Origin of the sequence: Pseudomonas sp. 65/3-MNA-CIBAN-0223, assembly GCF_040310425.1 — a bacterium.
Taxonomy (GTDB): domain Bacteria; phylum Pseudomonadota; class Gammaproteobacteria; order Pseudomonadales; family Pseudomonadaceae; genus Aquipseudomonas; species Aquipseudomonas gregormendelii.
Map to the genome: position 1 here is coordinate 104,403 of NZ_JBEOPV010000012.1, position 20,768 is coordinate 125,170.

20 protein-coding genes are annotated in these 20,768 nt (G+C 61.6%); 15 read left to right on the plus strand and 5 right to left on the minus strand.

Annotated features, from left to right (window positions below; genetic code table 11):
• Positions 1–14: 14 nt before the first annotated feature.
• Together AAEZ09_RS16685 and AAEZ09_RS16690 are read right to left on the minus strand one after the other, a co-directional pair.
• Complete coding sequence (locus AAEZ09_RS16685; protein ID WP_350600090.1) at positions 15–947, minus strand: ABC transporter permease; 933 nt, start codon at positions 945–947, stop codon at positions 15–17.
• Positions 944–2,539, minus strand: a complete 1,596-nt coding sequence (locus AAEZ09_RS16690) for an ABC transporter substrate-binding protein (protein WP_350600091.1) — start codon at positions 2,537–2,539, stop codon at positions 944–946. The genes AAEZ09_RS16685 and AAEZ09_RS16690 overlap by 4 nt, the downstream gene beginning before the upstream one ends.
• Before the next feature lie 1,231 nt (positions 2,540–3,770).
• On the opposite strand from AAEZ09_RS16690, the gene AAEZ09_RS16695 reads away from it, so the two are divergent.
• From AAEZ09_RS16695 to AAEZ09_RS16705, 3 genes are all read left to right on the plus strand, one after another.
• Positions 3,771–5,924 carry a TonB-dependent receptor family protein gene (locus AAEZ09_RS16695; RefSeq protein ID WP_350600093.1) on the plus strand — a complete coding sequence of 718 codons (2,154 nt, stop codon included), beginning with the start codon at positions 3,771–3,773 and terminating at the stop codon, positions 5,922–5,924.
• A 91-nt stretch (positions 5,925–6,015) separates the two neighbouring features.
• The gene (locus AAEZ09_RS16700; RefSeq protein ID WP_350600094.1) at positions 6,016–6,183 is read left to right on the plus strand and encodes a hypothetical protein; all 168 of its coding nucleotides are present in this window, start codon (positions 6,016–6,018) and stop codon (positions 6,181–6,183) included.
• Positions 6,184–6,338: 155 nt separating this feature from the next.
• Positions 6,339–6,629 carry a hypothetical protein gene (locus tag AAEZ09_RS16705; RefSeq protein WP_205893780.1) on the plus strand — a complete coding sequence of 97 codons (291 nt, stop codon included), beginning with the start codon at positions 6,339–6,341 and terminating at the stop codon, positions 6,627–6,629.
• A gap of 248 nt (positions 6,630–6,877) precedes the next feature.
• Here AAEZ09_RS16705 and AAEZ09_RS16710 read toward each other — a convergent pair whose 3' ends face one another.
• Positions 6,878–7,075 carry a YbdD/YjiX family protein gene (locus tag AAEZ09_RS16710; protein ID WP_122839522.1) on the minus strand — a complete coding sequence of 66 codons (198 nt, stop codon included), beginning with the start codon at positions 7,073–7,075 and terminating at the stop codon, positions 6,878–6,880.
• Positions 7,076–7,085: 10 nt separating this feature from the next.
• Positions 7,086–9,143 carry a carbon starvation CstA family protein gene (locus AAEZ09_RS16715; RefSeq protein ID WP_350600095.1) on the minus strand — a complete coding sequence of 686 codons (2,058 nt, stop codon included), beginning with the start codon at positions 9,141–9,143 and terminating at the stop codon, positions 7,086–7,088.
• A 397-nt stretch (positions 9,144–9,540) separates the two neighbouring features.
• Here AAEZ09_RS16715 and AAEZ09_RS16720 point away from each other — a divergent pair, with 397 nt between their 5' ends.
• The 11 genes from AAEZ09_RS16720 (at position 9,541) to AAEZ09_RS16770 (ending at position 19,251) form a co-directional block, all read left to right on the plus strand.
• Complete coding sequence (locus AAEZ09_RS16720) at positions 9,541–10,902, plus strand: cache domain-containing protein (RefSeq protein ID WP_205893781.1); 1,362 nt, start codon at positions 9,541–9,543, stop codon at positions 10,900–10,902.
• Positions 10,903–10,932: 30 nt separating this feature from the next.
• Positions 10,933–11,565, plus strand: a complete 633-nt coding sequence (locus tag AAEZ09_RS16725) for a response regulator (RefSeq protein ID WP_350600097.1) — start codon at positions 10,933–10,935, stop codon at positions 11,563–11,565.
• 51 nt (positions 11,566–11,616) lie between these two features.
• On the plus strand, positions 11,617–12,012 hold the full coding sequence (locus AAEZ09_RS16730) for a hypothetical protein (protein ID WP_350600098.1): 396 nt from the start codon (positions 11,617–11,619) through the stop codon (positions 12,010–12,012).
• 317 nt (positions 12,013–12,329) lie between these two features.
• Entirely contained in the window at positions 12,330–12,920 is a 591-nt protein-coding gene (locus tag AAEZ09_RS16735; protein ID WP_045062786.1) for an amino acid synthesis family protein, read from the plus strand.
• A gap of 43 nt (positions 12,921–12,963) precedes the next feature.
• Positions 12,964–13,797, plus strand: a complete 834-nt coding sequence (locus tag AAEZ09_RS16740; protein WP_045062787.1) for an alpha/beta fold hydrolase — start codon at positions 12,964–12,966, stop codon at positions 13,795–13,797.
• Entirely contained in the window at positions 13,794–15,275 is a 1,482-nt protein-coding gene (locus tag AAEZ09_RS16745) for an aldehyde dehydrogenase (protein WP_045062788.1), read from the plus strand. The genes AAEZ09_RS16740 and AAEZ09_RS16745 overlap by 4 nt, the downstream gene beginning before the upstream one ends.
• A gap of 12 nt (positions 15,276–15,287) precedes the next feature.
• Positions 15,288–15,773 carry a flavin reductase family protein gene (locus AAEZ09_RS16750; protein ID WP_045062789.1) on the plus strand — a complete coding sequence of 162 codons (486 nt, stop codon included), beginning with the start codon at positions 15,288–15,290 and terminating at the stop codon, positions 15,771–15,773.
• A gap of 109 nt (positions 15,774–15,882) precedes the next feature.
• Positions 15,883–17,334 carry an NAD-dependent succinate-semialdehyde dehydrogenase gene (locus AAEZ09_RS16755; RefSeq protein WP_350600100.1) on the plus strand — a complete coding sequence of 484 codons (1,452 nt, stop codon included), beginning with the start codon at positions 15,883–15,885 and terminating at the stop codon, positions 17,332–17,334.
• A gap of 118 nt (positions 17,335–17,452) precedes the next feature.
• The gene (locus AAEZ09_RS16760) at positions 17,453–17,842 is read left to right on the plus strand and encodes a carboxymuconolactone decarboxylase family protein (protein ID WP_045062791.1); all 390 of its coding nucleotides are present in this window, start codon (positions 17,453–17,455) and stop codon (positions 17,840–17,842) included.
• Between the two features lie 90 nt (positions 17,843–17,932).
• Positions 17,933–18,685, plus strand: coding sequence for a GntR family transcriptional regulator (locus tag AAEZ09_RS16765; protein WP_350600102.1), 753 nt, complete (start codon positions 17,933–17,935; stop codon positions 18,683–18,685).
• A 2-nt stretch (positions 18,686–18,687) separates the two neighbouring features.
• Complete coding sequence (locus tag AAEZ09_RS16770; protein WP_045062796.1) at positions 18,688–19,251, plus strand: NUDIX hydrolase; 564 nt, start codon at positions 18,688–18,690, stop codon at positions 19,249–19,251.
• 43 nt (positions 19,252–19,294) lie between these two features.
• Here the strand turns inward: AAEZ09_RS16770 and AAEZ09_RS16775 are convergent, their stop codons facing one another.
• Positions 19,295–19,591 (minus strand): DUF1330 domain-containing protein, encoded by a 297-nt coding sequence (locus AAEZ09_RS16775; protein WP_045062798.1) that lies wholly within the window; start codon positions 19,589–19,591, stop codon positions 19,295–19,297.
• A 63-nt stretch (positions 19,592–19,654) separates the two neighbouring features.
• Here AAEZ09_RS16775 and ribBA point away from each other — a divergent pair, with 63 nt between their 5' ends.
• Positions 19,655–20,764 (plus strand): bifunctional 3,4-dihydroxy-2-butanone-4-phosphate synthase/GTP cyclohydrolase II, encoded by a 1,110-nt coding sequence (gene ribBA, locus AAEZ09_RS16780; RefSeq protein ID WP_045062800.1) that lies wholly within the window; start codon positions 19,655–19,657, stop codon positions 20,762–20,764.
• Positions 20,765–20,768 lie beyond the last annotated feature (4 nt).

Here is a 20,768-nt window from a genome sequence, read left to right on the forward strand (position 1 = left end):
TTTTTCGTAGGCACTCACGCTTGATCCGCCCGAGGGTCGATCCAGCGGTTAATCAGATCCACGGCGAGGTTGACCAGCACATACACCGCAGCGGCGAGCAGGGTCACCCCCAGCACCATGGGCACGTCCTTGTTGCTGGTGGCGTCGAGCATCAGGCGGCCGATACCCTGGCGGGCAAACAGCAACTCGATCACCACGGCACCGCCCAGCAGGCTGGCAAACACAAAACCGGCCAGCGTCACCAGGGGCACCAGCGCATGCCGCAAGGCATGGCGCAGGCGCACGGCGGTCTCGGACAGCCCACGGGCGCGGGCCATCGCAATAAAGGGTTGTTCGAGGGTGTCTTCCAGGGACTGGCGCAACAGCTGCGTCAGCACCGCCGCCACCGGCAAGGCCAGGGCCACCGATGGCAAGACCAGCGAGCGCCAGCCCACCGAACCGGACGGCGGCAACCAGTGCCAGTGAAACGAGAACACCAGCAACAGCACAATGCCGATCACAAACGAGGGCGCAGACGACATCACCAGTTCGCTGCCGGACGCAAACGAGCGAACCCAGGGCGCACGGTTGGCGGTAAGAATCGCGCAGACCAGCGCCAACACCACTGCCAGTACCGCAGCGCTGACTGACAGTTGCAGGGTTGCGCCGACCTGCTCGCCAATCGCCTGGGCCACCGGGATGCGCAGGCGATAGGACTCACCCAGGTCGCCGTGAGCCAGGCGCTGCAGGTAATGGCCGTACTGCACGATCAGCGGCTGATCCAGCCCGTACTCGGCCCGCACCCGTGCCAGCAATTCAGGGGTGGGCAAGGCATCCGGACCACCCAGAATCGCCAACGCCGTGTCGCCGCCACTGAAGTTCACCGCCAGAAACGTCAGCGTCGCCGCGCCCCACAGCACGCCGATACCGGCCAGCAGGCGCAAGGCAACACGCTTGAGCAGGTTCATGGTTGCCCCCGGTCCAGCCAGATGCTGGTGAAAAACGGAACGTTGTGGGACGTGTCGAAAATCACGCCCTTGACCTGTTGCCCGTACGCGGTCAGCACCTGGCTTTCCACCGAAGGCACCGCCGGCACCGTCTCCACCAGGCGTTGTTGCGCCTGGCGATACAGCGTCTGCAGCTCCACCGGATCCCGGGAGCGCCGCGCCGCGCTGAGCAGCCGATCCAGCTCGGCATCACGGAAGCGTCCGGCGTTCTGGCCAATCAGTTTGGCGGTGCTGATCGACTGGCTGTGATACAGCACGAACAAACCGTCGGGCGTGTTGGTGTGCCAGTAACCGGAGGCGATGGCCTGGAATTTCCCGGCATAACGCTTCTCCGTGACGCGGGTCAGCGGCAGCATCTCAATCGGCATGGCGAAGCCGACTTTTTTCAGGTCCGCCTGGATCGCCACCGACACACTGGCCGGAAAGGCCGGGTTGTCGTAGGTCAGCAAAGCGGCCTGCAGGCGCTGCCCGTTTTTGCTGCGATAGCCCTGGGCATCGCGCCCGGTCCAGCCCGCTTCGTCCAGCAGTGCATTGGCAGCGGCGACGTCATAGGCCAGGGCGCTGTTCTCGGGTTGATAGAAGCGGGTATTCGCAGCCAGCAGGTCGGCCTTGCTCAGGAACTCGCCAAACCCGGAGATCCACGCCAAGCCTTCGCGATCGATCGCCTTGGCCACCGCGCGCCGAACCCGTACGTCATCAAAGGGCGCCTGCTCGACGTTGAAAGTCATGCTGCGGCTCGGATTGCCCTTGCGAATCCGGCTGCGCATCACCAGCCCGGGATTGGCCCGAATCGCCGCCGCATTCTGCGCGGGCGCATCCAGGGCGAAATCCGATTGGCCAGACTCCAGCGAAGTGAAGCGGATCATCGCTTCGGGCACATAACTGAGTTCGATGCGATCCAGATACGCCGCACCCACATGCCGCGTGACCGCCGGCGCCCAGTGATAACCGGAACGTTTAACAAAAACCGCGCCCTGATCCCGGGTATAGCTTTGCAGCAGGAACGGGCCGCTGCCGACCGGTTGCGTGGCAATGGTCTTCGGCGCTTCGCGAATCTGCCTGGGCGAAATCATCCCCAGCCAGGACTGGGCCAGCACGTCGAGGAAAGGCGTATAGGGTTCACGCAGACGGGCCTCGAAGGTGTATTCATCGACCACCTTGCCGTCCAGATACGGCGCAATATAAGCCGCCGCCAATGGCGACTTGGTCGCCGGATCGCGCATGTGTTCCAGGTTGGTTTGCAGCGCCGCGGCGTTGAATTTCTCGCCATCGCTGAAGGTCACGTCGTCGCGCAGGTGAAAGGTGTAGGTCTTGCCGTCCGGGGAAATCTCCCAGGACCGCGCCAGCCACGGGCTGATATTGCCCTGCTCATCCTGATACACCAGGCAATCAAACAGAATGCGCCCCAGCCACTGGATGTTGCCGTTAGACAAGGCATGGATATCAAAACTGCCGGCATCGGACGCGGCGGACACCTTCAGGGTGCCACCGTTGCGCCCTGGAGCAGGCTCATGAAAGTCCGCCGCCGAATAGGTCACCACGCCATTGCTCATGTTCCCGTCAGCACGCTGCGCGCCAGGCTGGGGGGGCGATGGGGGTGAGCAGGCAGTCAGCACACTATATAGAGCGAAAGTGCCGAAAAGTTTGAAGGCCGTTCTCAATGACGCATCCTTGGAGTGGTGACCCGGGAATGTAATCTTTGAGTGGGTGTATGCACTGAGCATGCCAGTGATTGGGGGATGGTGATCGGATTTAAGTTGGTAACCAGAGATGACCGTTAATACTGGGCCGCCGCTAATAACGAATGAACAGCACTTAGCATTTACAGACTTATAAGCCCACAAAATTATTATATCGATATGCATTTATCTGCAGTTTGATTTGTCGTTAAACTTGCAGTTTGTGCAACTGCTGTTGCGCTGCAAACACTTTACATAACACTCGCCAACCATGAGCGCCTGGCAACACCCCCCCAAAATCCCTGTAGGAGCCAGCTTGCTGGCGATGGATTCCGAAGGCGCCGCGATCATCCACAAGCCCGCATTATCGTTGACGTCCATCGCCGGCAAGCCGGCTCCCACAGGGGTTGTGTGTATTCAATAAATGGGCATTACCGTTCACGTCCATCGTCGGAACGCCGCCCGCAGCAGCGCGAGCCTGAAGATGCACACGAACAACCAAGCGCAGCGCGCCGGCTTGACGCCCTGGTCGGCCCGAAGGCCGCCACGGCGAGCTGTAGATTGCAGGCGCCCCGTTAACCACGCTGGCCGAACGCAGGCATTGCGCAGCGGGGAAACCGGCAAGGATGCCGGTTTAGCCGCGCTGGGCCAGGGATGGCCCATCGCGGCGACCCGCGGAGCAATGCCGGAGTGAGGGCACACCGAGCCTAGGCGAGGTGCCGAGTGGTGGGGCAAGAGCGTTTGGTTACTTAGCGCTGTTCAAAGTGACCCGCCGTAAGGGCGGAACCCTAAGTAGCCGTTACCGCAGCAATGGATATGTACACAAAAGCAAGATCAAAAGATCGCAGCCTCGTTTCACTCGACAGCTCCTACAGGAGAAACGTTATGGCCCGCTGTCACGGAAAAAACGGATATGTACACTCAAGTGTTGCCCCACAAACACCAATCCAAATAAAAGAACCCCCAACAGCAAACATCCCAATCAAACTCCCTGCCAAATAGCGAAAAGAAGCACTGGCACACTTACTGCTTAGACCCAACCCAAGCATGACTATACGAATAGAAAGCCCAGACAACTCTATCTATTCATTGGGGATTAACTTTGATGCAATCAGTATTCCGGGGAGAGCTACACACGTTAGCGCACGCCATCCGCCAGGCCATCTGGTTAACAACAGTAGGACTAAGCTCCGCCCTGTTGCTCTCAGGCGCCGCCCAGGCAAATGAACAAACCACCACTGGCTCAACCGAACCACAACTGCAAACCGTCACCGTAAAAGGCCAGCAAGCCACCCCCGCCGAAACCGCAAAAACCCAGCTCGACCAAGTACCCGGCGGCACCAGCATCGTCGACAGCGAACAAGTGTCCAAAGGCCGCACCGCCACCCTGCAAGACACCCTCGCCTACCAACCCGGCGTATTCGTGCAATCCACCGGCGGCAACGACGCCGCCAAAATTTCCATCCGCGGCTCGGGCGCCAACACCTCGCCCGGCTACTTCCGCGAAGGGATCAAATTCCTCTTCAACGGCTTGCCCATCACCGGCCCCGGCGGCACACCCTACGAATTCCTCAACGGCTCCGGGGTCAACTACACCGAAATCCTGCGCGGCGCCAACGCCTTCCAGTACGGCGCCTTGAGCCTGGGCGGCGCGATCAACTTCGTCAACCAGACCGGCTACACCGCCCCGGGCCTGCGTCTGCGGGCAGAGGCCGGCAGCTATGGCTACAACAAACAAAGCGCCAGCTTCGGCGGAGTCGAGGGCGACTTCGATTACTACATCAACGCCGACAACTATCGCAGCGACGGCTTTCGCGACTACAGCCTGTCAAAAAGCCAGGGCGTGGTCGCCAACTTCGGCTACACATTCAGCCCCAAACTCGAAACCCAGCTGATGCTGCGCTACCGCGACGAGTACCACAACGACCCGAGCGCCACTACCCTGGACCAGGTCAAGCACCACAGCGACCGCGCCAGCGCCACCGCTGCCTCCAGCGGCGCCGGCAGCCGTCGCCCGGGCAGCGTCTGGGCCGGCAGCAAGACCACCTACACCTTCGACGACGACGCCACCTTGTCCGTGGGCCTGGCCTACTACGAGTACGCCCACAACAACAGCCCCAACAGCCCGAGCAACCCAAGCTTCTGGACCTGGCACGACCTCAGCGCCGTGATCAACTACGACCGCACTGATCAATGGTTCGGCCACGAAAGCCGCTCCAGCATCGCCTTCACCTCCACCGAACACCTCAAGGGCGAAGTCGACTCCGCCTTCGCCAACAAGCAGACGCGCAAGCGGGTGGACTACGGCTCGTCCTTCGACCACGTGTTCTCGCTGGGTAACGACCTGGAACTGGTCGACGACCTGTGGCTCACCACCGGCGTGTCCGCCATCAACGTGCGTCGCCACGCCAACGTCAAGGAGTCGCTGGTGGCCAACACCACCGCCTTCCCCACCGACGTGACCTACGACAACTGGAGCCTGGCGCCGCGGATCGGTGTGCGCTACCAGTTCAATCCAGACCTGCAGGTGTTCGCCAACGTCAGCCGCTCGGTCGATCCACCGGCGTCCTGGGAATACTCCGGCTCCGGCCCCACCGCGCCTTATGTGCGGCCGCTGGTGGAACAGAAAGCCAACACCGTGGAGGTCGGCATCAAGGGTTCCGCGGGGATTTTCGACGGCAGCCTGGCGCTGTATCGCTCGTGGGTGAAGGACGAGTTGCTCAACGTCCAGTTGATCGGCGCCACGCCTACCGCTGCCGCCGTCACCGGCGCGTTTAATGCCACGCCGACGATTCACCAGGGCGTTGAAGCCGGTTTAAACACTCGCCTGTGGGACAACGACAGCGGCGAGCAGGTCTCCCTGCGTCAGGTGTACACCTACAACGACTTTTACTATCGCCATGACCCAACCTTCGGCGACAACCAACTGCCGGGCATTCCCAAGCACGTTTACCAGGGCGCAGTGCAGTACGAGCATCCAAGCGGCTTCTACACCGGGGTCAACGTGCAGTCGGCCTCGCGCACGGCGGTGGATTACGCCAACAGCTTTTATGCGCCCTCCTACACCATCTTCGGCGCGAACGTGGGCTACGAAACGCCGAACAAGGACTGGAAAGTCTCGCTGGACCTGAAAAACCTGGCGAACAAAAAATACGTCACGGCGGTGCAGCCGCTCTACGACGCCAAGGGCCAGGACACCGCATCCCTGTACCCGGGTGACGGGATCGGCGCCTATGTGGCGGTGGAAATGCGCTACTGATGTCGGGACCGGGGCTTGGATCCAACTCGCCCCACTCTGCCTGGTTCGCTGCTAACCTCAGGTCAGGGACGAACTGGACAGAGGAAGACGTATGGGCAATACACCCAAGCACGGCTGGACCTGGGCCTACCAAAAACTTCGCGGCCTGCACTGCTCGCGTCTCACTGCGCTGTATCGGGCAACCCTGTACGCCGTACGCGGCGATACGGGGACGCTCACCAGCAACGATAACTGGCAGAAGATTCGTCTGCGCCGTTAAACACCACCGATAAACACGCTGAGCCGCCGCGCGCACCCGCGCAGGCGGCGCCAGCTGCCACGAAAAATCGCACCCTACCGTTCGTCCACTGGCCAGCACCTATGGCCGGGGCATCCTTCCAATGCTGTGTTAACCACTCGCAAGGAAGATTCAACATGATGAACAGAAAAATTGCGGTGCTCACGCTTGCAGGCGTCATGTCTGCCTTCTCGCTCAACGCTTTCGCGGCCGGCGAATCCACCAGTGGCACGCCGTCGGCGGATGGCACCAGCCAGACCCGCGACCCGGCGCCTAAAGCCACCAACGCCGATCCGGATGCTGCCTCGCTGCCTCAAGGCTCGGACGGCAACACCACCGACAACGGCCCAACGCCCAGCGGTTCCAAGGCGGGCGGTGCGGACAAGGCCGGTGGCGGCAGCAGCAGCGGTGGCAGCGGCGGTAGCTGATCGCAGCTCAGTTTGCTGCAAACACTATCAGTCACTGCATAAACGACTGTGGGGCCAGCAGTCACTGCGCAAGCAACTGTGGGAGCCCGCAGTCACTGCAAAAACAACTGTGGGAGCCAGCCTGCTGGCGATGAACTCAACAACGACGCGTACATCCAGAATGCACGCGTCATCGTTGAAGTCCATCGCCAGCAGGCTGGCTCCCACAGGTATTACTCAAGCATTTAACAAATCAACAAATCAACAAATCAACAACACTTCGGCCCGGCCTTGCTCCCGTACCGCGCCTCCTGCCGCTCCCTGAAAAACATCTCATAATCCATCATCGGCTGGTCCGGGTGCCGGGTCTGCATGTGCTCGACGTAGTTGTCATAGTCAGGCATCCCCACCATCAACCGCGCCGCCTGCCCCAGGTACTTGCCCAGCCGACTCAAGTCATTAAACATGCCGCCCTCCTCAGGCCTCTGGCAGCGCCTCGTACGGTGCTTCCTTATCGGTGCGTTCCTTGCTACCCCAGGCGGCAATACCGACCTTCAGGGCAAAGAACAGGATGCTGAACACCACCAGCAGGAACAGCGCCGTCAGCGTTGCGTTGGTGTAGGCGTTGTAGATCACGTGCTGCATCTGGTTGATGTCCTTGGCTGGTGCGAGTATCTGGCCGTTGGCCAGCGCATCGCTGTACTTCTTCGCCAGCGCGAGGAAACCGATCGCCGGGTTGGCATCAAACAGCTTGATGAAACCGGCAGTCGTGGTGCAGATCAACAGCCACACCGCAGGCAGCATGGTCACCCACACATAACGCTGACGTTTCATCTTGATCAGCACCACCGTTGCCAGCATCAGCGCGATACCCGCGAGCATCTGGTTGGAGATACCGAACAGCGGCCACAAGGTGTTGATGCCGCCCAGCGGATCGATCACGCCCTGGTACAGCAGATACCCCCACATCGCCACACAGCCGGCGGTGGCAATCAGGTTGGCGGCCCAGGACTCGGTGCGCTTCAGCGCCGGCACAAACGAGCCGAGCAAGTCCTGCAGCATGAAGCGCCCGGCACGGGTACCGGCGTCCACCGCTGTCAAAATAAACAACGCTTCAAACAAGATCGCGAAGTGGTACCAGAACGCCATGGTGTTTTCACCCGGCAGCAACTGGTGCAGGATCTGCGCGATACCCACCGCGAGGGTCGGCGCACCACCGGCACGGGCCAGGATGGTGGTTTCACCGATATCCCGGGCCACCGCTTCCAGCGCGTCCGGCGTGATCGCAAAGCCCCAGCTGCTGACCGTCTGCGCAACCGTCACCGCGTCGGAACCGACGATCGCCGCCGGGCTGTTCATGGCAAAGTACACACCTGGCTCGATCACCGAAGCAGCGACCATGGCCATGATCGCCACGAAGGATTCCATCAGCATGCCGCCGTAACCGATGTAACGGGCATGCCCCTCGCTGGCCAGCAACTTCGGCGTCGTGCCGGAAGCGATCAGCGCATGGAAACCTGACACCGCACCACAGGCGATGGTGATAAACAGGAACGGAAACAGACCGCCTTTCCACACCGGGCCAGTGCCGTCGATGAACTGGGTCAGGGCTGGCATTTTCAGGTCTGGCATGGTCACCAGAATGCCGATCGCCAGGGCCACGATGGTGCCGATTTTAAGGAAGGTCGACAGGTAGTCGCGGGGTGCCAGGATCAGCCACACCGGCAGCACCGCAGCGACAAACCCGTAACCAATCAGCATCCAGGTGATCTGGATCCCGGTGAAGGTAAACGCCTTGGCCCACACCGGATCAGCAGCAATCTGGCCACCCAGCCAGATCGAGCCCAGCAGCAGCAACACGCCCACCACCGAGATCTCGCCAATGCGGCCCGGGCGGATATAGCGCATGTAGATGCCCATGAACATCGCGATCGGCACGGTCGCCATCACGGTGAACATGCCCCACGGACTTTCGGCCAGGGCTTTGACCACGATCAGCGCCAGCACCGCGAGGATGATGATCATGATCAGGAAGCAGCCGAACAAGGCGATGGTGCCAGGGATGCGGCCCATTTCCTCACGCACCATATCGCCCAGGGAGCGGCCGTTGCGGCGGGTGGACAGGAACAGCACCATGAAGTCCTGCACCGCACCGGCCAGCACCACACCGGCGATCAGCCACAGGGTACCGGGCAGATAACCCATCTGCGCCGCCAGTACCGGACCGACCAAAGGCCCCGCGCCGGCGATGGCCGCGAAGTGGTGACCGAACAGCACGTGTTTATTGGTGGGAACGTAGTCCAGACCATCGTTGTTGAGCACGGCAGGCGTGGCTCGGTTGGGGTCCAGCTGCATCACCTTGTTGGCGATGAACAGGCTGTAGTAGCGATAAGCGACGAGGTAGATGGCGACTGCTGCGACTACGATCCACAGGGCGTTGATGGCTTCGCCGCGGCGCAGGGCCACGACACTCAGCGCGAACGCTCCCAGGACAGCCACGGCAAACCAGGCAAGGTGTTTAGCCAGACGGGGCATATGCGTCTCCTGCCGACAGCGCATGGCTGCGGCGGTAATTTTTATAATTGTGTCCGCTGTGCGGAGCGGGCCCAATATCCGCGCATGCCGTCCACAAATAAATCCGCAGAACTACGTACAACCGGACTACGTAGTTCTACGTAGACGCCCCATCGTTTAGATGCCCAAGCCCACCCCTGTGGGAGCGAGCCTGCTCGCGATAGGGTGTGTCATTCAACAATGATGCTGGCTGATCCACCGCTATCGCGAGCAGGCTCGCTCCCACAAGGGGTTTGGCATTTCAATTGATCGAAATCCCCGCTACAGGTCATTCCGTCCAGCAGCGCTACAGAACCCGCGTATCTTTGGCATATGATGCCGGGCCCTCGCTTTCCCCTCGGCCCGGACAGGAGCCCAGATGCAGCTCAAACACAAAATCGTCGCGCTCGGGATCCTGCCGCTGGTCCTGGCCATCGCCGTCATCTGCGCCCTGGTGATCTCCCTCAACCGCCAACTCGGCGACCAGCAGGCCCAGCTCATCGAAGACAGCATCCTGGCCAGCAAGCGCGCCGAACTGAAAAACTACGTCGAAATGGCGCAAAGCCTCATCGCCCCCCTCTACGACGACGGCCACGGCGACGCCCAGGCCCAGCAAAAAGTCCTGGAAGAACTGCGCAAACTCAGCTTCGGCATCAACGGCTACTTCTTCGTCTACGACCGCGAAGGCCGCAGCCTGATGCACGCGCGCCAGTCCGAACTGGTGGGCAAATACCTCTGGGACATGCAAGACCCCCACGGCCTGCCGGTCATCCAGGCCCTGCTGAAAAGCGCCCAATCCGGCGAAGGCTTCCAGCGCTACGCCTGGAACAAACCCTCCTCCGGCCAGGTCACCGACAAACTCGCCTACGTGATCATGCTCGACCGCTGGGGCTGGATGCTCGGCACCGGCATCTACCTCGAAGACGTCGAACGCGCCACCCAGCAAGCCCGTGACGAAGTCGCCCAAGGCATCCGCAAAACCATGCTCGCCATCGCCGCCGTGGCCCTGGTCGCGGTACTGCTGGTCTTCGCCAGCGGCATGACCCTCAACGTCAGCGAACACCGCCTCGCCGACAAAAAACTCCAGCGCCTGACCCAACGCATCGTCAGCCTGCAGGAAGAAGAACGCTCCCGGGTCTCCCGCGAGCTGCACGACGGCATCAGCCAGGTGCTGGTGTCGATCAAGTTCCAGTTCGAACTGGCCAGCCTGGTGCTGGAAAACGGCCAGGATCGCGGCCTGGGCATCCTGCGCGAAGCCACCGAACGCCTGGGCGAAGCCATCGGCGAAGTGCGCAGCCTGTCCCATGACCTGCGCTCATCCCTGCTCGACACCCTCGGCCTGCCCGCCGCAATCGGCCAGCTCGCCGCCGAATTCGAACAGCGCAGCGGCCTGAAAGTGAACTACAACGACAACGAATTCGCCTGCGACCTCGTCGACGGCGCTGCCGTCTCGCTGTTTCGCATCGTCCAGGAAGGACTGACCAACATCGAACGCCACGCCCAGGCCAGCAACGTCGACATCACCCTGCACGGCTGCCCACAGGGCGTGCGCCTGACCCTGGTCGACGACGGCATCGGCTTCAACGTCGCCCAGGTCGAACGTCGCCACACCGGCATCGGCCTGCGTAATATCCGCGAGCGAGTCGACCACTTCGGCGGCCAGTTCACCCTGACATCGACACCGGGCCGCAGCGAACTCGACGTACTGCTGCCCCTCAAACCCACCGGCGCTCCCCGCTGATCACCACCACAACAAGAGTGAATAGCCGCGATGAACCTGCCCTCCCCGATCCGCGTCGCCCTGGTCGACGACCACTCCCTGGTCCGCGACGGCATCAAGGCCCTGCTGTCCGTCATGGCCAACCTGGAAGTCGTCGGTGAAGCCGAAAACGGCGCAGACGCCATCGACATGATCGGACGCTGCCAACCCGACCTGGTACTGGTCGACATCGGCCTCAAGGACATGAACGGCCTGGAACTCACCCGGCTGCTGCGCAACCGCTACCCGGCGCTCAAAGTGCTGGTGCTGAGCATGTACGACAATCACGAATACGTCAGCGAATCCGTGCGCGCAGGGGCCAGCGGCTACGTCCTGAAAAACTCACCCTCCCGGGAAATCATCGCCGCCATCGACGCCATCACCAACGGCGGCTCCTTCTACAGCGCCGAAATCGCCCAGCGCCTGATCACCGACAAAAACACCGACAACGAACTGACGCCCCGGGAAAGCCAGGTGCTGTACAAAATGGCCCAAGGGCTGAACAACAAGGAAATGGCGCGGGAACTGGATATCAGCGTGCGGACTGTTGAGACGCATCGATTGAGTATTCGTCGCAAGTTGAATATCGATAAGCCGGCGGCGTTGGTGAAGTACGCGATTGATCATGGGATTATTTCGCGGTAGGCGTTCCGACGGACGAGGGCATCGCCCACCGTTCGTGGTGCAACGCAAAACGTGTCTGTAGAGCGAACATCCGCCGCCTCAAGTACCGAGCTGTACAACAGCACCTCTTTACGCGGCAGTGGGCAGCGAGCCCCGCGCTATTCCACCTCCGAGATGGCGCCGTCGAAGCCAACCGAAGTATTTGTCAATAAATTTGCCCCTGCTACAGAATTGAGCGGCGCGATCCAGCGCACCGGCGAAGCATTCCAGTACCTGCCCCTAGCCGTGCCGAATGGGGACATTCCCGGACGCTACCTGTTCACCGAAGAAGGTTTGCAGCAGTACGCCGCACTGGAGCATGCCTTTGCCGAGTTTAAAATCGAATTGACCGGCGGCGAATCGCCGACACTGCGGCGACTCAAGGAACAGATGGGAGAGCAGAAGAAAAGCGATTTGAAGCCTGACTGATATCAGTGCGAGCACCGGCGGCCTCGGATTCTGAAACGAGGCTGCGATCTTTTGACTGTGTTTTTTAACGACAAGATCAACAGATCGCAGCCTCGTTTCACTCGACAGCTCCTACGCGGCTCCTCCGCTGCTAACAAAGCTTGCTCGCGATAACGCACGTCCAGTCACGATATCCATCATCTGCCCCCTTCCTGCAATCCCCGCTAATCCCCTCTTTCAAACCATCCGACCAGAAACTCGCTCCCGGGACTTGTGCTTCCAGTATTATGGTATACCATCAGACGCACAGACACTCTCACCCTATTACGGAGCAGCTCATGAGTTTCGAAATCCGCAAGATCGTCAGCTACGTCGAAGAAACTTTCATCGAAGGCGGCAAGGCCACCGACAAACCCGTGACCATGGTCGGCCTGGCCGTCGTCATGAAGAATCCCTGGGTGGGCAATGGCTTCGTCGAGGACCTGAAACCGCAGATCCGAGAGAACTGCTCCGACCTCGGCGCGCTGATGGTCGAGCGCCTGGTGGGCATCATCGGCGGTGCCGACAAGATCGAAGCATACGGCAAGGCCGCTGTAGTCGGCGCCGATGGCGAGATCGAGCACGCCTCCGCCGTCATCCACACCCTGCGCTTCGGCAATCACTACCGCGAAGCCGTGAAAGCCAAGAGCTACCTGAGCTTCACCAACAAGCGCGGTGGCCCGGGCACTTCGATCCAGATTCCGATGATGCACAAGGATGACGAAGGCCTGCGTTCGCACTACATCACCCTGGAAATGCAGATCGAAGATGCACCGCGCGCCGATGAAATCGTCGTGGTCCTGGGCTGCGCCGACGGCGGCCGCCTGCACCCGCGCATTGGTAACCGCTACATCGATCTTGAAGAACTGGCCGCTGAAAACGCCCAGTAATCGCACAGGGCAACTACAACAAAAAGGCATGCAGGAGCGCTCCATGATTCGGCTCACCGCTGAACGCACCCCGGCTGGCACCAGTTACCTGGCGACCGGCCAAGGCCAGCCCGTGGTTTTGATCCACGGCGTGGGCCTGAATAAAGAAATGTGGGGCGGCCAGGTCGTTGGCCTCGCCACCCAATACCGCGTGATTGCCTACGACATGCTCGGCCACGGCGCCAGCCCGCGCCCGGCAAGCGGCACGCCGCTGCTCGGATATGCCGATCAGTTGCTGGAGTTGCTCGACCACCTGCAATTGCCCAAGGCGACGGTGATCGGCTTCTCCATGGGCGGACTGGTAGCGCGGGCGTTTGCCCTGCACTACCCGGAGCGCCTGGAGGGCATGGTGGTGCTCAACAGCGTGTTCAACCGCAGCCCCGAGCAGCGCGCCGGCGTCATTGCCCGCACCGCGCAAGCGGCCGAGCACGGCCCGGATGCCAACGCCGAAGCTGCCCTGTCGCGCTGGTTCAGCCGCGAGTACCAGGCGGCCAACCCGGCGCAGATCGCGGCCTTGCGCCAGACCCTGGCGAACAATGATCCCCAGGGCTACCTGACCACCTATGAACTGTTCGCCACCCAGGACATGTACCGCGCCGACGACCTGGGCAGCATCCAGGTGCCGACGCTGATCGCCACCGGTGAGCTGGACCCCGGTTCCACCCCGGAAATGGCCGAGCAACTGGCGCGGCGAATTCCCGGTGCGACCGTTGCCGTGCTCGCCGAACAACGGCATATGATGCCCGTAGAATCGCCGCGCCTGGTCAACCAGCTGTTGCTGGAGTTTCTCGACACGGCGCACTCCCGACAAAATCAAATAAAGGGGATCGTTGCATGACACTCGCACGCTTCCAGATGTGCATCGGCGGTGAATGGGTCGATGCCCTGTCCGGCAAGACCTTCGAAAGCCTCAACCCGGCGCTGGCCCAGGCCTGGGCCGAATTGCCCGATGCCGACGAAGCCGATGTCGAACGCGCCGTCCAAGCTGCACAGACCGCCTTCGACAGCCCGGCCTGGCGTGGCCTGACCGCCACCGCCCGGGGCAAGTTGCTGCGCCGCCTGGGTGACCTGATCGCCGAGAACAAGGAACAACTGGCGCAGCTGGAGAGCCGCGACAACGGCAAGCTGATCCGCGAAACCCGCGGCCAGGTCAGCTACCTGCCGGAGTTCTTCCACTACACCGCAGGCCTGGCCGACAAGCTCGAAGGCGGCACCCTGCCGCTGGACAAGCCCGACCTGTTTGCCTACACCGTGCACGAAGCCATGGGTGTGGTGGCGGCGATCATTCCGTGGAACAGCCCGCTGTACCTGACCGCCATCAAGCTGGCCCCGGCCCTGGCCGCCGGCAACACGATCGTGATCAAACCGTCGGAACACGCCTCGGCGACCATCCTCGAACTGGCGCGCCTGGCCCTCGAAGCCGGCATTCCACCGGGCGTGGTCAACGTCGTCACCGGCTATGGCCCAAGCACCGGCGCAGCGCTGACCCGCCATCCGCTGGTGCGCAAGATCGCCTTCACCGGCGGCGCGGCCACGGCCCGTCACGTGGTGCGCAGCAGTGCCGAGAACTTCGCCAAACTGTCCCTGGAACTGGGTGGCAAGTCGCCGAACATCATTTTCGCCGACGCCGACCTCGACAGCGCGATCAATGGCGCGATTGCCGGGATCTACGCCGCCTCCGGGCAGAGCTGCGTGTCGGGCTCGCGCCTGCTGGTGCAGGACGACATCTACGACGAGTTCGTCGAGCGCCTGATCGAGCGCGCCAAGCGCATTCGCATCGGTAACCCCCAGGAAGACAGCAGCGAGATGGGCCCGATGGCCACCGCGCAGCAACTGGCGGTGGTCGAAGGCCTGGTGGCTGACGCCATTGCCGAAGGTGCCCGCCTGCGCCTGGGCGGCAAGCGCCCGCAGAACCTGGGCGACGGCTGGTTCTACGAGCCGACCCTGTTCGAATGCGACGCCAACTCGATGAAGATCATGCAGGAAGAAGTCTTCGGCCCGGTGGCTTCGGTCATTCGCTTCAAGGACGAAGCCGAGGCGTTGGCGATAGCCAACGACTCGCAGTTCGGCCTCGCCGCCGGCATCTGGACCCGCGACCTGGGTCGTGCCCATCGTCTCGCCCGGGATGTGCGTTCAGGGATCATCTGGGTTAACACCTACCGCGCAGTGTCGGCTATGGCGCCGATCGGCGGCTTCAAGAACAGCGGCTATGGACGCGAGAGCGGCATCGATTCGGTGCTGGCCTACACCGAGCTGAAAACGGTGTGGATCAACCTCTCCCAGGCTCCGATGCCTGATCCTTTCGTGATGCGCTAAGAGACCACAGACATGATCGAACCCGGCATTTACAAAGACGTCATGAGCTCATTCCCGTCCGGCGTCACGGTGGTCACCACCCTGGACCCGGATGGCGGCATCGTCGGCATCACCGCCAGCGCCTTCAGTGCGCTGTCGATCGACCCGGCCCTGGTGCTGTTCTGCCCCAACTATGCCTCGGACACCTACCCGATCCTGCGTGACAGCAAGCAGTTCGCGATTCACTTGCTGTCCGCCGACCAGACGGCCGAAGCCTATGCCTTTGCCAGCAAGGGCAAGGAAAAGGCCAAGGGTATCGAGTGGCACTTGAGCGAGCTGGGCAACCCCTTGCTGGGCAAGGCGACGGCCATCATCGAGTGCGAGTTGTGGCGCGAGTACGACGGCGGTGATCACGCGATCATCGTCGGCGCGGTGAAGAACCTGATCCTGCCCGAGCAGCCGGTCACGCCGATGATCTACCACAAAGGCAAGCTGGGCCCGCTGCCCACCCTGGCCTGACATTTTTCCCGCACTCAGATCCACCTGTGGGAACGAGCCTGCTCGCTCCCACAGGGCGAAGACTGTTCTCGCTCCTACAGTTGATTTACTCATTTTTTCAGGAGTCGGCATGAGCCCAGCATCCTCCCCCCTGTTCCGCCAACAGGCCTACATCGACGGCCAGTGGCTCGATGCGCCAGATGGCGCCGTTCAGGAAATCTTCAATCCGGCGAACGGCGAATTGATCGGCCAGGTGCCCAACCTCGGCGCCGCCCAGGCTCGCCAGGCGATTGAAGCCGCCCACAAGGCCTGGCCGGCCTGGCGTGCACTGACCGCCAAAGAGCGCAGCAATATTCTCAAGCGCTGGCACGGGCTGATGATCGAAAACGCCGACGCCCTGGCCCACATCCTCACCCTCGAACAGGGCAAACCCCTGGCCGAAGCCAAGGGCGAAATCCTCTACGCCGCCAGTTTCATCGAATGGTTCGCCGAGGAAGCCAAGCGCATCTACGGCGACACTATTCCAAGCCATAAAGGCGACGCACGCATCGTCGTCAGCAAGGAACCGATCGGCGTTGTCGCGGCCATTACCCCGTGGAACTTCCCAGCCGCGATGATCACCCGAAAAGCCGGCCCGGCGCTGGCGGCGGGTTGCCCGTGCATCGTCAAGCCCGCCCCGGAAACCCCATTCTCGGCCCTGGCCATGGCCGCGCTGGCTGAACAGGCGGGCATTCCACCGGGCATCTTCAATGTGATCACTGGCGACGCTGTCGCCATCGGCGCCGAACTCACCGCCAGCCCGCTGGTGCGCAAACTGTCGTTCACCGGCTCCACCGGGATTGGCAAACTGCTGATGGCGCAATGCGCGCCGACCCTGAAAAAAGTCTCGCTGGAACTGGGCGGCAATGCACCGTTCATCGTCTTCGACGATGCCGACCTGGAGCGTGCGGTGGAAGGCGCATTGATCGCCAAGTTCCGCAACGCCGGGCAGACGTGCGTGTGCGTCAACCGCTTCCTGGTGCAGGCCGGCATCCACGAGGCCTTCGTCGCCCGGCTGGCCGAGCGCGTGGCGCAGTTGAAGGTCGGCAGCGGTTTCGACAGCGGCATCACCCAGGGCCCGCTGATCAACGAACGCGCCGTGGCCAAGGTAGAAGACCATGTGCAGGACGCCCTAGCCCACGGTGCACAGTTGCTCTGCGGCGGCGAACGGCATGCCCTCGGCCACGGCTTTTTCCAGCCCACCGTGCTGGCCGGCATCACGGGTACGATGAAAGTCGCCCGGGAAGAAACCTTCGGCCCGCTGGCGGCGGTATTCCGTTTCGATACCGAAGCCGAGGCGATCCACCTCGCCAACGACACCGAGTTCGGCCTGGCCGCCTACTGCTACACCCGCGACCTGGGCCGCGCCTGGCGCATGAGCGAGGCGCTGGAGTACGGCATGGTCGGGATCAATGAAGGACTGATCTCCACCGAGGTTGCACCGTTTGGCGGTATCAAGTCGTCGGGGCTGGGCCGCGAGGGCTCCAAATACGGCATCGAAGATTACCTGGAACTCAAATACACCCTGATGGGCGGCCTTTGAATCAAGCCCTGTAGGAGCTGTCGAGCGAAACGAGGCTGCGATCTTTTGATCTTGCTGTTCAAAAGCAAGATCGCAGCCCGCGGCAGCGCCTGCAGGGGTAACGCTGGAGACAAGTGAAATGAGCAACGTAAAGTACGAAAAAGGCCTGAAAATCCGCACCCAGGTGCTGGGCGAGGCCTATGTGCAGCGTTCCATCGAGAACGCCGACGACTTCACCCGTCCGCTGCAGGAGATGGTCACCGAGTATTGCTGGGGCCACGTCTGGGGGCGTGAGGGCTTGTCGCTTAAAGAACGCAGCATGATAAACTTGGCGATGATTTCGGCGCTCAACCGGCCGCACGAACTCAAGCTGCATGTGCGCGGTGCCTTGCGTAACGGGCTGAGTCGTGAACAAATACGCGAAATTCTGCTTCAGGTCGGTATTTATTGCGGCGTTCCTGCTGCCGTAGACAGTTTCCGGCTCGCCCGTGAAGCCTTCGCCGAAGCCGATGCCGAGGCCTCCAGTTAACCCTTGGCTGTTTGATCTGACCGGAGCACCGATGATCGTCATGATCGCAGTGCTCCTTTTGCATGGACAGCCACACTCAGAGCGGACCCCATGAAACGCCTGCCACTCGACGACAGCTTCAAGGTCAATCGCAACCCCGTTACCCTGCGCGAAATCGTGCTGGATAAACTGCGAAGCGCCATCATGAACTTCCAGCTCCTGCCGGGAGACCGTCTGGTTGAGCGCGACCTGTGCGACCGCCTGGGCGTGAGCCGCACCTCCGTTCGCGAAGCCTTGCGTCACCTCGAATCCGAAGGCCTGGTGGAATTCGCCGATGCCAAGGGCCCGCGGGTTGCCATCATCACCCTGTCCGATGCGGGAGACATCTACGAGCTGCGTTGCGTGCTCGAAGGCCTGATCGTCCAGCTGTTTACCCTGCGCGCCAAGGCCAAGAACATCAAGGCACTGGAAAAAGCCCTGGAGGAAAACCGCAAGGCCCTCAAGGATGGCGAACTGCAACAGGTCATCGATTCAGTGCAAGGGTTCTACGACGTCTTGCTCGAAGGTTCGGGCAACCATGTCGCGGCCACCCAACTGCGCCAGTTGCAGGCACGTATCAGCTACTTGCGGGCGACCTCGGTGTCCCAGCAGAACCGCCGCGGCGCGAGCAACCAGGAAATGGAACGCATGGTCGAGGCGATCAAGAGCGGCGATCCACTGGCCGCGCACCAGGCCTGCGTCGACCACGTTCGCGCAGCCGCCGCCGTGGCGCTCGATTACCTCAAGCGCAAGCAGGAAGAAACCGGTGAAATCCCGGTCATTACCCTGCCGATCGCCCTCAAAGAACCTCGCATAGGTCGCTAATCATGTTCAGCCCGAGCTATTGCCCAAAGTGTGGTGCCAGTGATCTCAAGTCGCAGCTACCGCCGGGTGATACGCACGAGCGCCTGATGTGCTGTGGTTGCGGCTACATCCATTACGTCAATCCGAAGATCATCGCCGGCTGCATTATCGAGCAGGACGGCAAGTACCTGTTGTGCCAGCGCGCCATCCCGCCCCGTCCTGGCACCTGGACACTGCCAGCGGGTTTCATGGAAGGAGGCGAGACCACCGAGCAGGCTGCGTTGCGCGAGGTCTGGGAAGAAAGCGGGGTGCGTGCCGAGATTCTGTCGCCCTACTCGATTTTCAGCGTGCCAAAGATCAGTGAGGTGTACATCATCTTCCGCGCCATTGCCCTGGACATTACCGGGCAGTACGGGCCCGAGACCCTCGACTACAAGTTCTTTGCGCCTGAGGATATTCCTTGGGAGAGCATCTACTATCCGGCGATCCGGCAGATTCTCGAGCGCTATATCGAGGAGCGTCAGGCTGGGGTATACGGAATCTACATCGGTAACGACGATACCGGGAAGATTCACTTCATCCGCTGATAGTTTTTTAACGACCAGACACAAGCCCCCGGCATAACCCGGGTCATGCCGGGGGGATTCCTTCGACGATGATCACATCTGCCTCTGCTACGCCCTCACGATGGGCCCGCGCCTGCTGATATTCCTCTGACCGATAGCACGCCACTGCCTGCTCATACGAATCGAATTCGATGACGACGCTGCGTTGGGGGGTCGGTCGACCTTCCATCGCTTCATTGCGTCCTCCCCGGGCCAATATTCGCCCCCCATACAACGCAAACGCCGCCGGCGCCCGCTGGGTGTATTGGCCGTATTGAGCGGGATCTGTAACGTTTACGTGTGCAATCCAGTACGCCTTCATGGTGACCTCTCAATAGTTATGTATTATGGTATACCACATCCCATTAACCATTGAGAATCCCCCATGGCCTTCAACAGCATCGAAGAAATCATCGAAGACTACCGCCTCGGCAAGATGGTGCTGCTGGTCGACGACGAGGACCGGGAAAACGAAGGTGACCTGTTGCTCGCCGCCGATTGCTGCACCCCCGAAGCTATCAGCTTCATGGCCCGGGAAGCTCGCGGGCTGATCTGCCTGACGCTGACCGACGAGCATTGCCAGCGCCTGGGTCTTGAACAAATGGTGCCCAGTAATGGCAGCGTATTCAGCACCGCGTTCACTGTTTCGATCGAAGCCGCCGTCGGCGTTACCACCGGTATTTCCGCGGCAGACCGGGCCCGTACCGTCGCCGCTGCGGTGGCGAAAAATGCCGTGGCGACGGATGTGGTGCAACCCGGCCACATCTTTCCGCTGCGAGCCAAGGAAGGCGGCGTGCTGACCCGCGCCGGCCATACCGAAGCCGGCTGCGACCTGGCGCGCCTGGCCGGTTTCACGCCCGCATCGGTGATCGTCGAAGTGATGAACGACGACGGCACCATGGCCCGCCGGCCGGACCTTGAAGTGTTCGCCCGCAAGCACGGGATCAAGATCGGCACCATCGCCGACCTGATCCACTACCGCCTGAGCACCGAACACACCGTAGTGCGCATTGGCGAGCGGGAATTGCCCACGGTGCATGGCACCTTCCGCCTGATCACCTTCGAGGACCGTATCGAAGGCGGCGTGCACATGGCCATGGTAATGGGCAAGTTGCAGCGCGATGAGCCCACGCTGGTCCGTGTGCATGTAATCGATCCCCTGCGTGACCTGGTGGGCGCCGAGTACAGCGGCCCTTCCAACTGGACGCTGTGGGCGGCGCTGCAGCGAGTGGCCGAAGAAGGTTGCGGCGTGGTGGTGGTGCTGGCCAATCATGAATCTTCCCAGGCCTTGCTCGAACGCATTCCGCAACTGACCCAGGCACCACGCCAGTTCAACCGATCGCAATCGCGGATCTATTCTGAAGTAGGCACCGGCGCGCAGATCCTGCAGGACCTGGGCGTGGGCAAATTGCGCCACCTGGGGCCGCCGCTGAAGTATGCAGGGTTGACCGGCTACGACCTGGAGGTGGTGGAGAGCATTCCTTATATCGAGTGAGCGC

Bases quoted from the DNA above. Each gene is read 5' to 3' on its own strand.
- AAEZ09_RS16685 (WP_350600090.1), bottom strand. From the start codon at position 947: ATGAACCTGCTCAAGCGTGTTGCCTTGCGCCTGCTGGCCGGTATCGGC.
- AAEZ09_RS16690 (WP_350600091.1), bottom strand. From the start codon at position 2,539: ATGAGCAATGGCGTGGTGACCTATTCGGCGGCGGACTTTCATGAGCCT.
- AAEZ09_RS16695 (WP_350600093.1), top strand. From the start codon at position 3,771: ATGCAATCAGTATTCCGGGGAGAGCTACACACGTTAGCGCACGCCATC.
- AAEZ09_RS16700 (WP_350600094.1), top strand. From the start codon at position 6,016: ATGGGCAATACACCCAAGCACGGCTGGACCTGGGCCTACCAAAAACTT.
- AAEZ09_RS16705 (WP_205893780.1), top strand. From the start codon at position 6,339: ATGATGAACAGAAAAATTGCGGTGCTCACGCTTGCAGGCGTCATGTCT.
- AAEZ09_RS16710 (WP_122839522.1), bottom strand. From the start codon at position 7,075: ATGTTTAATGACTTGAGTCGGCTGGGCAAGTACCTGGGGCAGGCGGCG.
- AAEZ09_RS16715 (WP_350600095.1), bottom strand. From the start codon at position 9,143: ATGCCCCGTCTGGCTAAACACCTTGCCTGGTTTGCCGTGGCTGTCCTG.
- AAEZ09_RS16720 (WP_205893781.1), top strand. From the start codon at position 9,541: ATGCAGCTCAAACACAAAATCGTCGCGCTCGGGATCCTGCCGCTGGTC.
- AAEZ09_RS16725 (WP_350600097.1), top strand. From the start codon at position 10,933: ATGAACCTGCCCTCCCCGATCCGCGTCGCCCTGGTCGACGACCACTCC.
- AAEZ09_RS16735 (WP_045062786.1), top strand. From the start codon at position 12,330: ATGAGTTTCGAAATCCGCAAGATCGTCAGCTACGTCGAAGAAACTTTC.
- AAEZ09_RS16740 (WP_045062787.1), top strand. From the start codon at position 12,964: ATGATTCGGCTCACCGCTGAACGCACCCCGGCTGGCACCAGTTACCTG.
- AAEZ09_RS16745 (WP_045062788.1), top strand. From the start codon at position 13,794: ATGACACTCGCACGCTTCCAGATGTGCATCGGCGGTGAATGGGTCGAT.
- AAEZ09_RS16750 (WP_045062789.1), top strand. From the start codon at position 15,288: ATGATCGAACCCGGCATTTACAAAGACGTCATGAGCTCATTCCCGTCC.
- AAEZ09_RS16755 (WP_350600100.1), top strand. From the start codon at position 15,883: ATGAGCCCAGCATCCTCCCCCCTGTTCCGCCAACAGGCCTACATCGAC.
- AAEZ09_RS16760 (WP_045062791.1), top strand. From the start codon at position 17,453: ATGAGCAACGTAAAGTACGAAAAAGGCCTGAAAATCCGCACCCAGGTG.
- AAEZ09_RS16765 (WP_350600102.1), top strand. From the start codon at position 17,933: ATGAAACGCCTGCCACTCGACGACAGCTTCAAGGTCAATCGCAACCCC.
- AAEZ09_RS16770 (WP_045062796.1), top strand. From the start codon at position 18,688: ATGTTCAGCCCGAGCTATTGCCCAAAGTGTGGTGCCAGTGATCTCAAG.
- AAEZ09_RS16775 (WP_045062798.1), bottom strand. From the start codon at position 19,591: ATGAAGGCGTACTGGATTGCACACGTAAACGTTACAGATCCCGCTCAA.
- ribBA (WP_045062800.1), top strand. From the start codon at position 19,655: ATGGCCTTCAACAGCATCGAAGAAATCATCGAAGACTACCGCCTCGGC.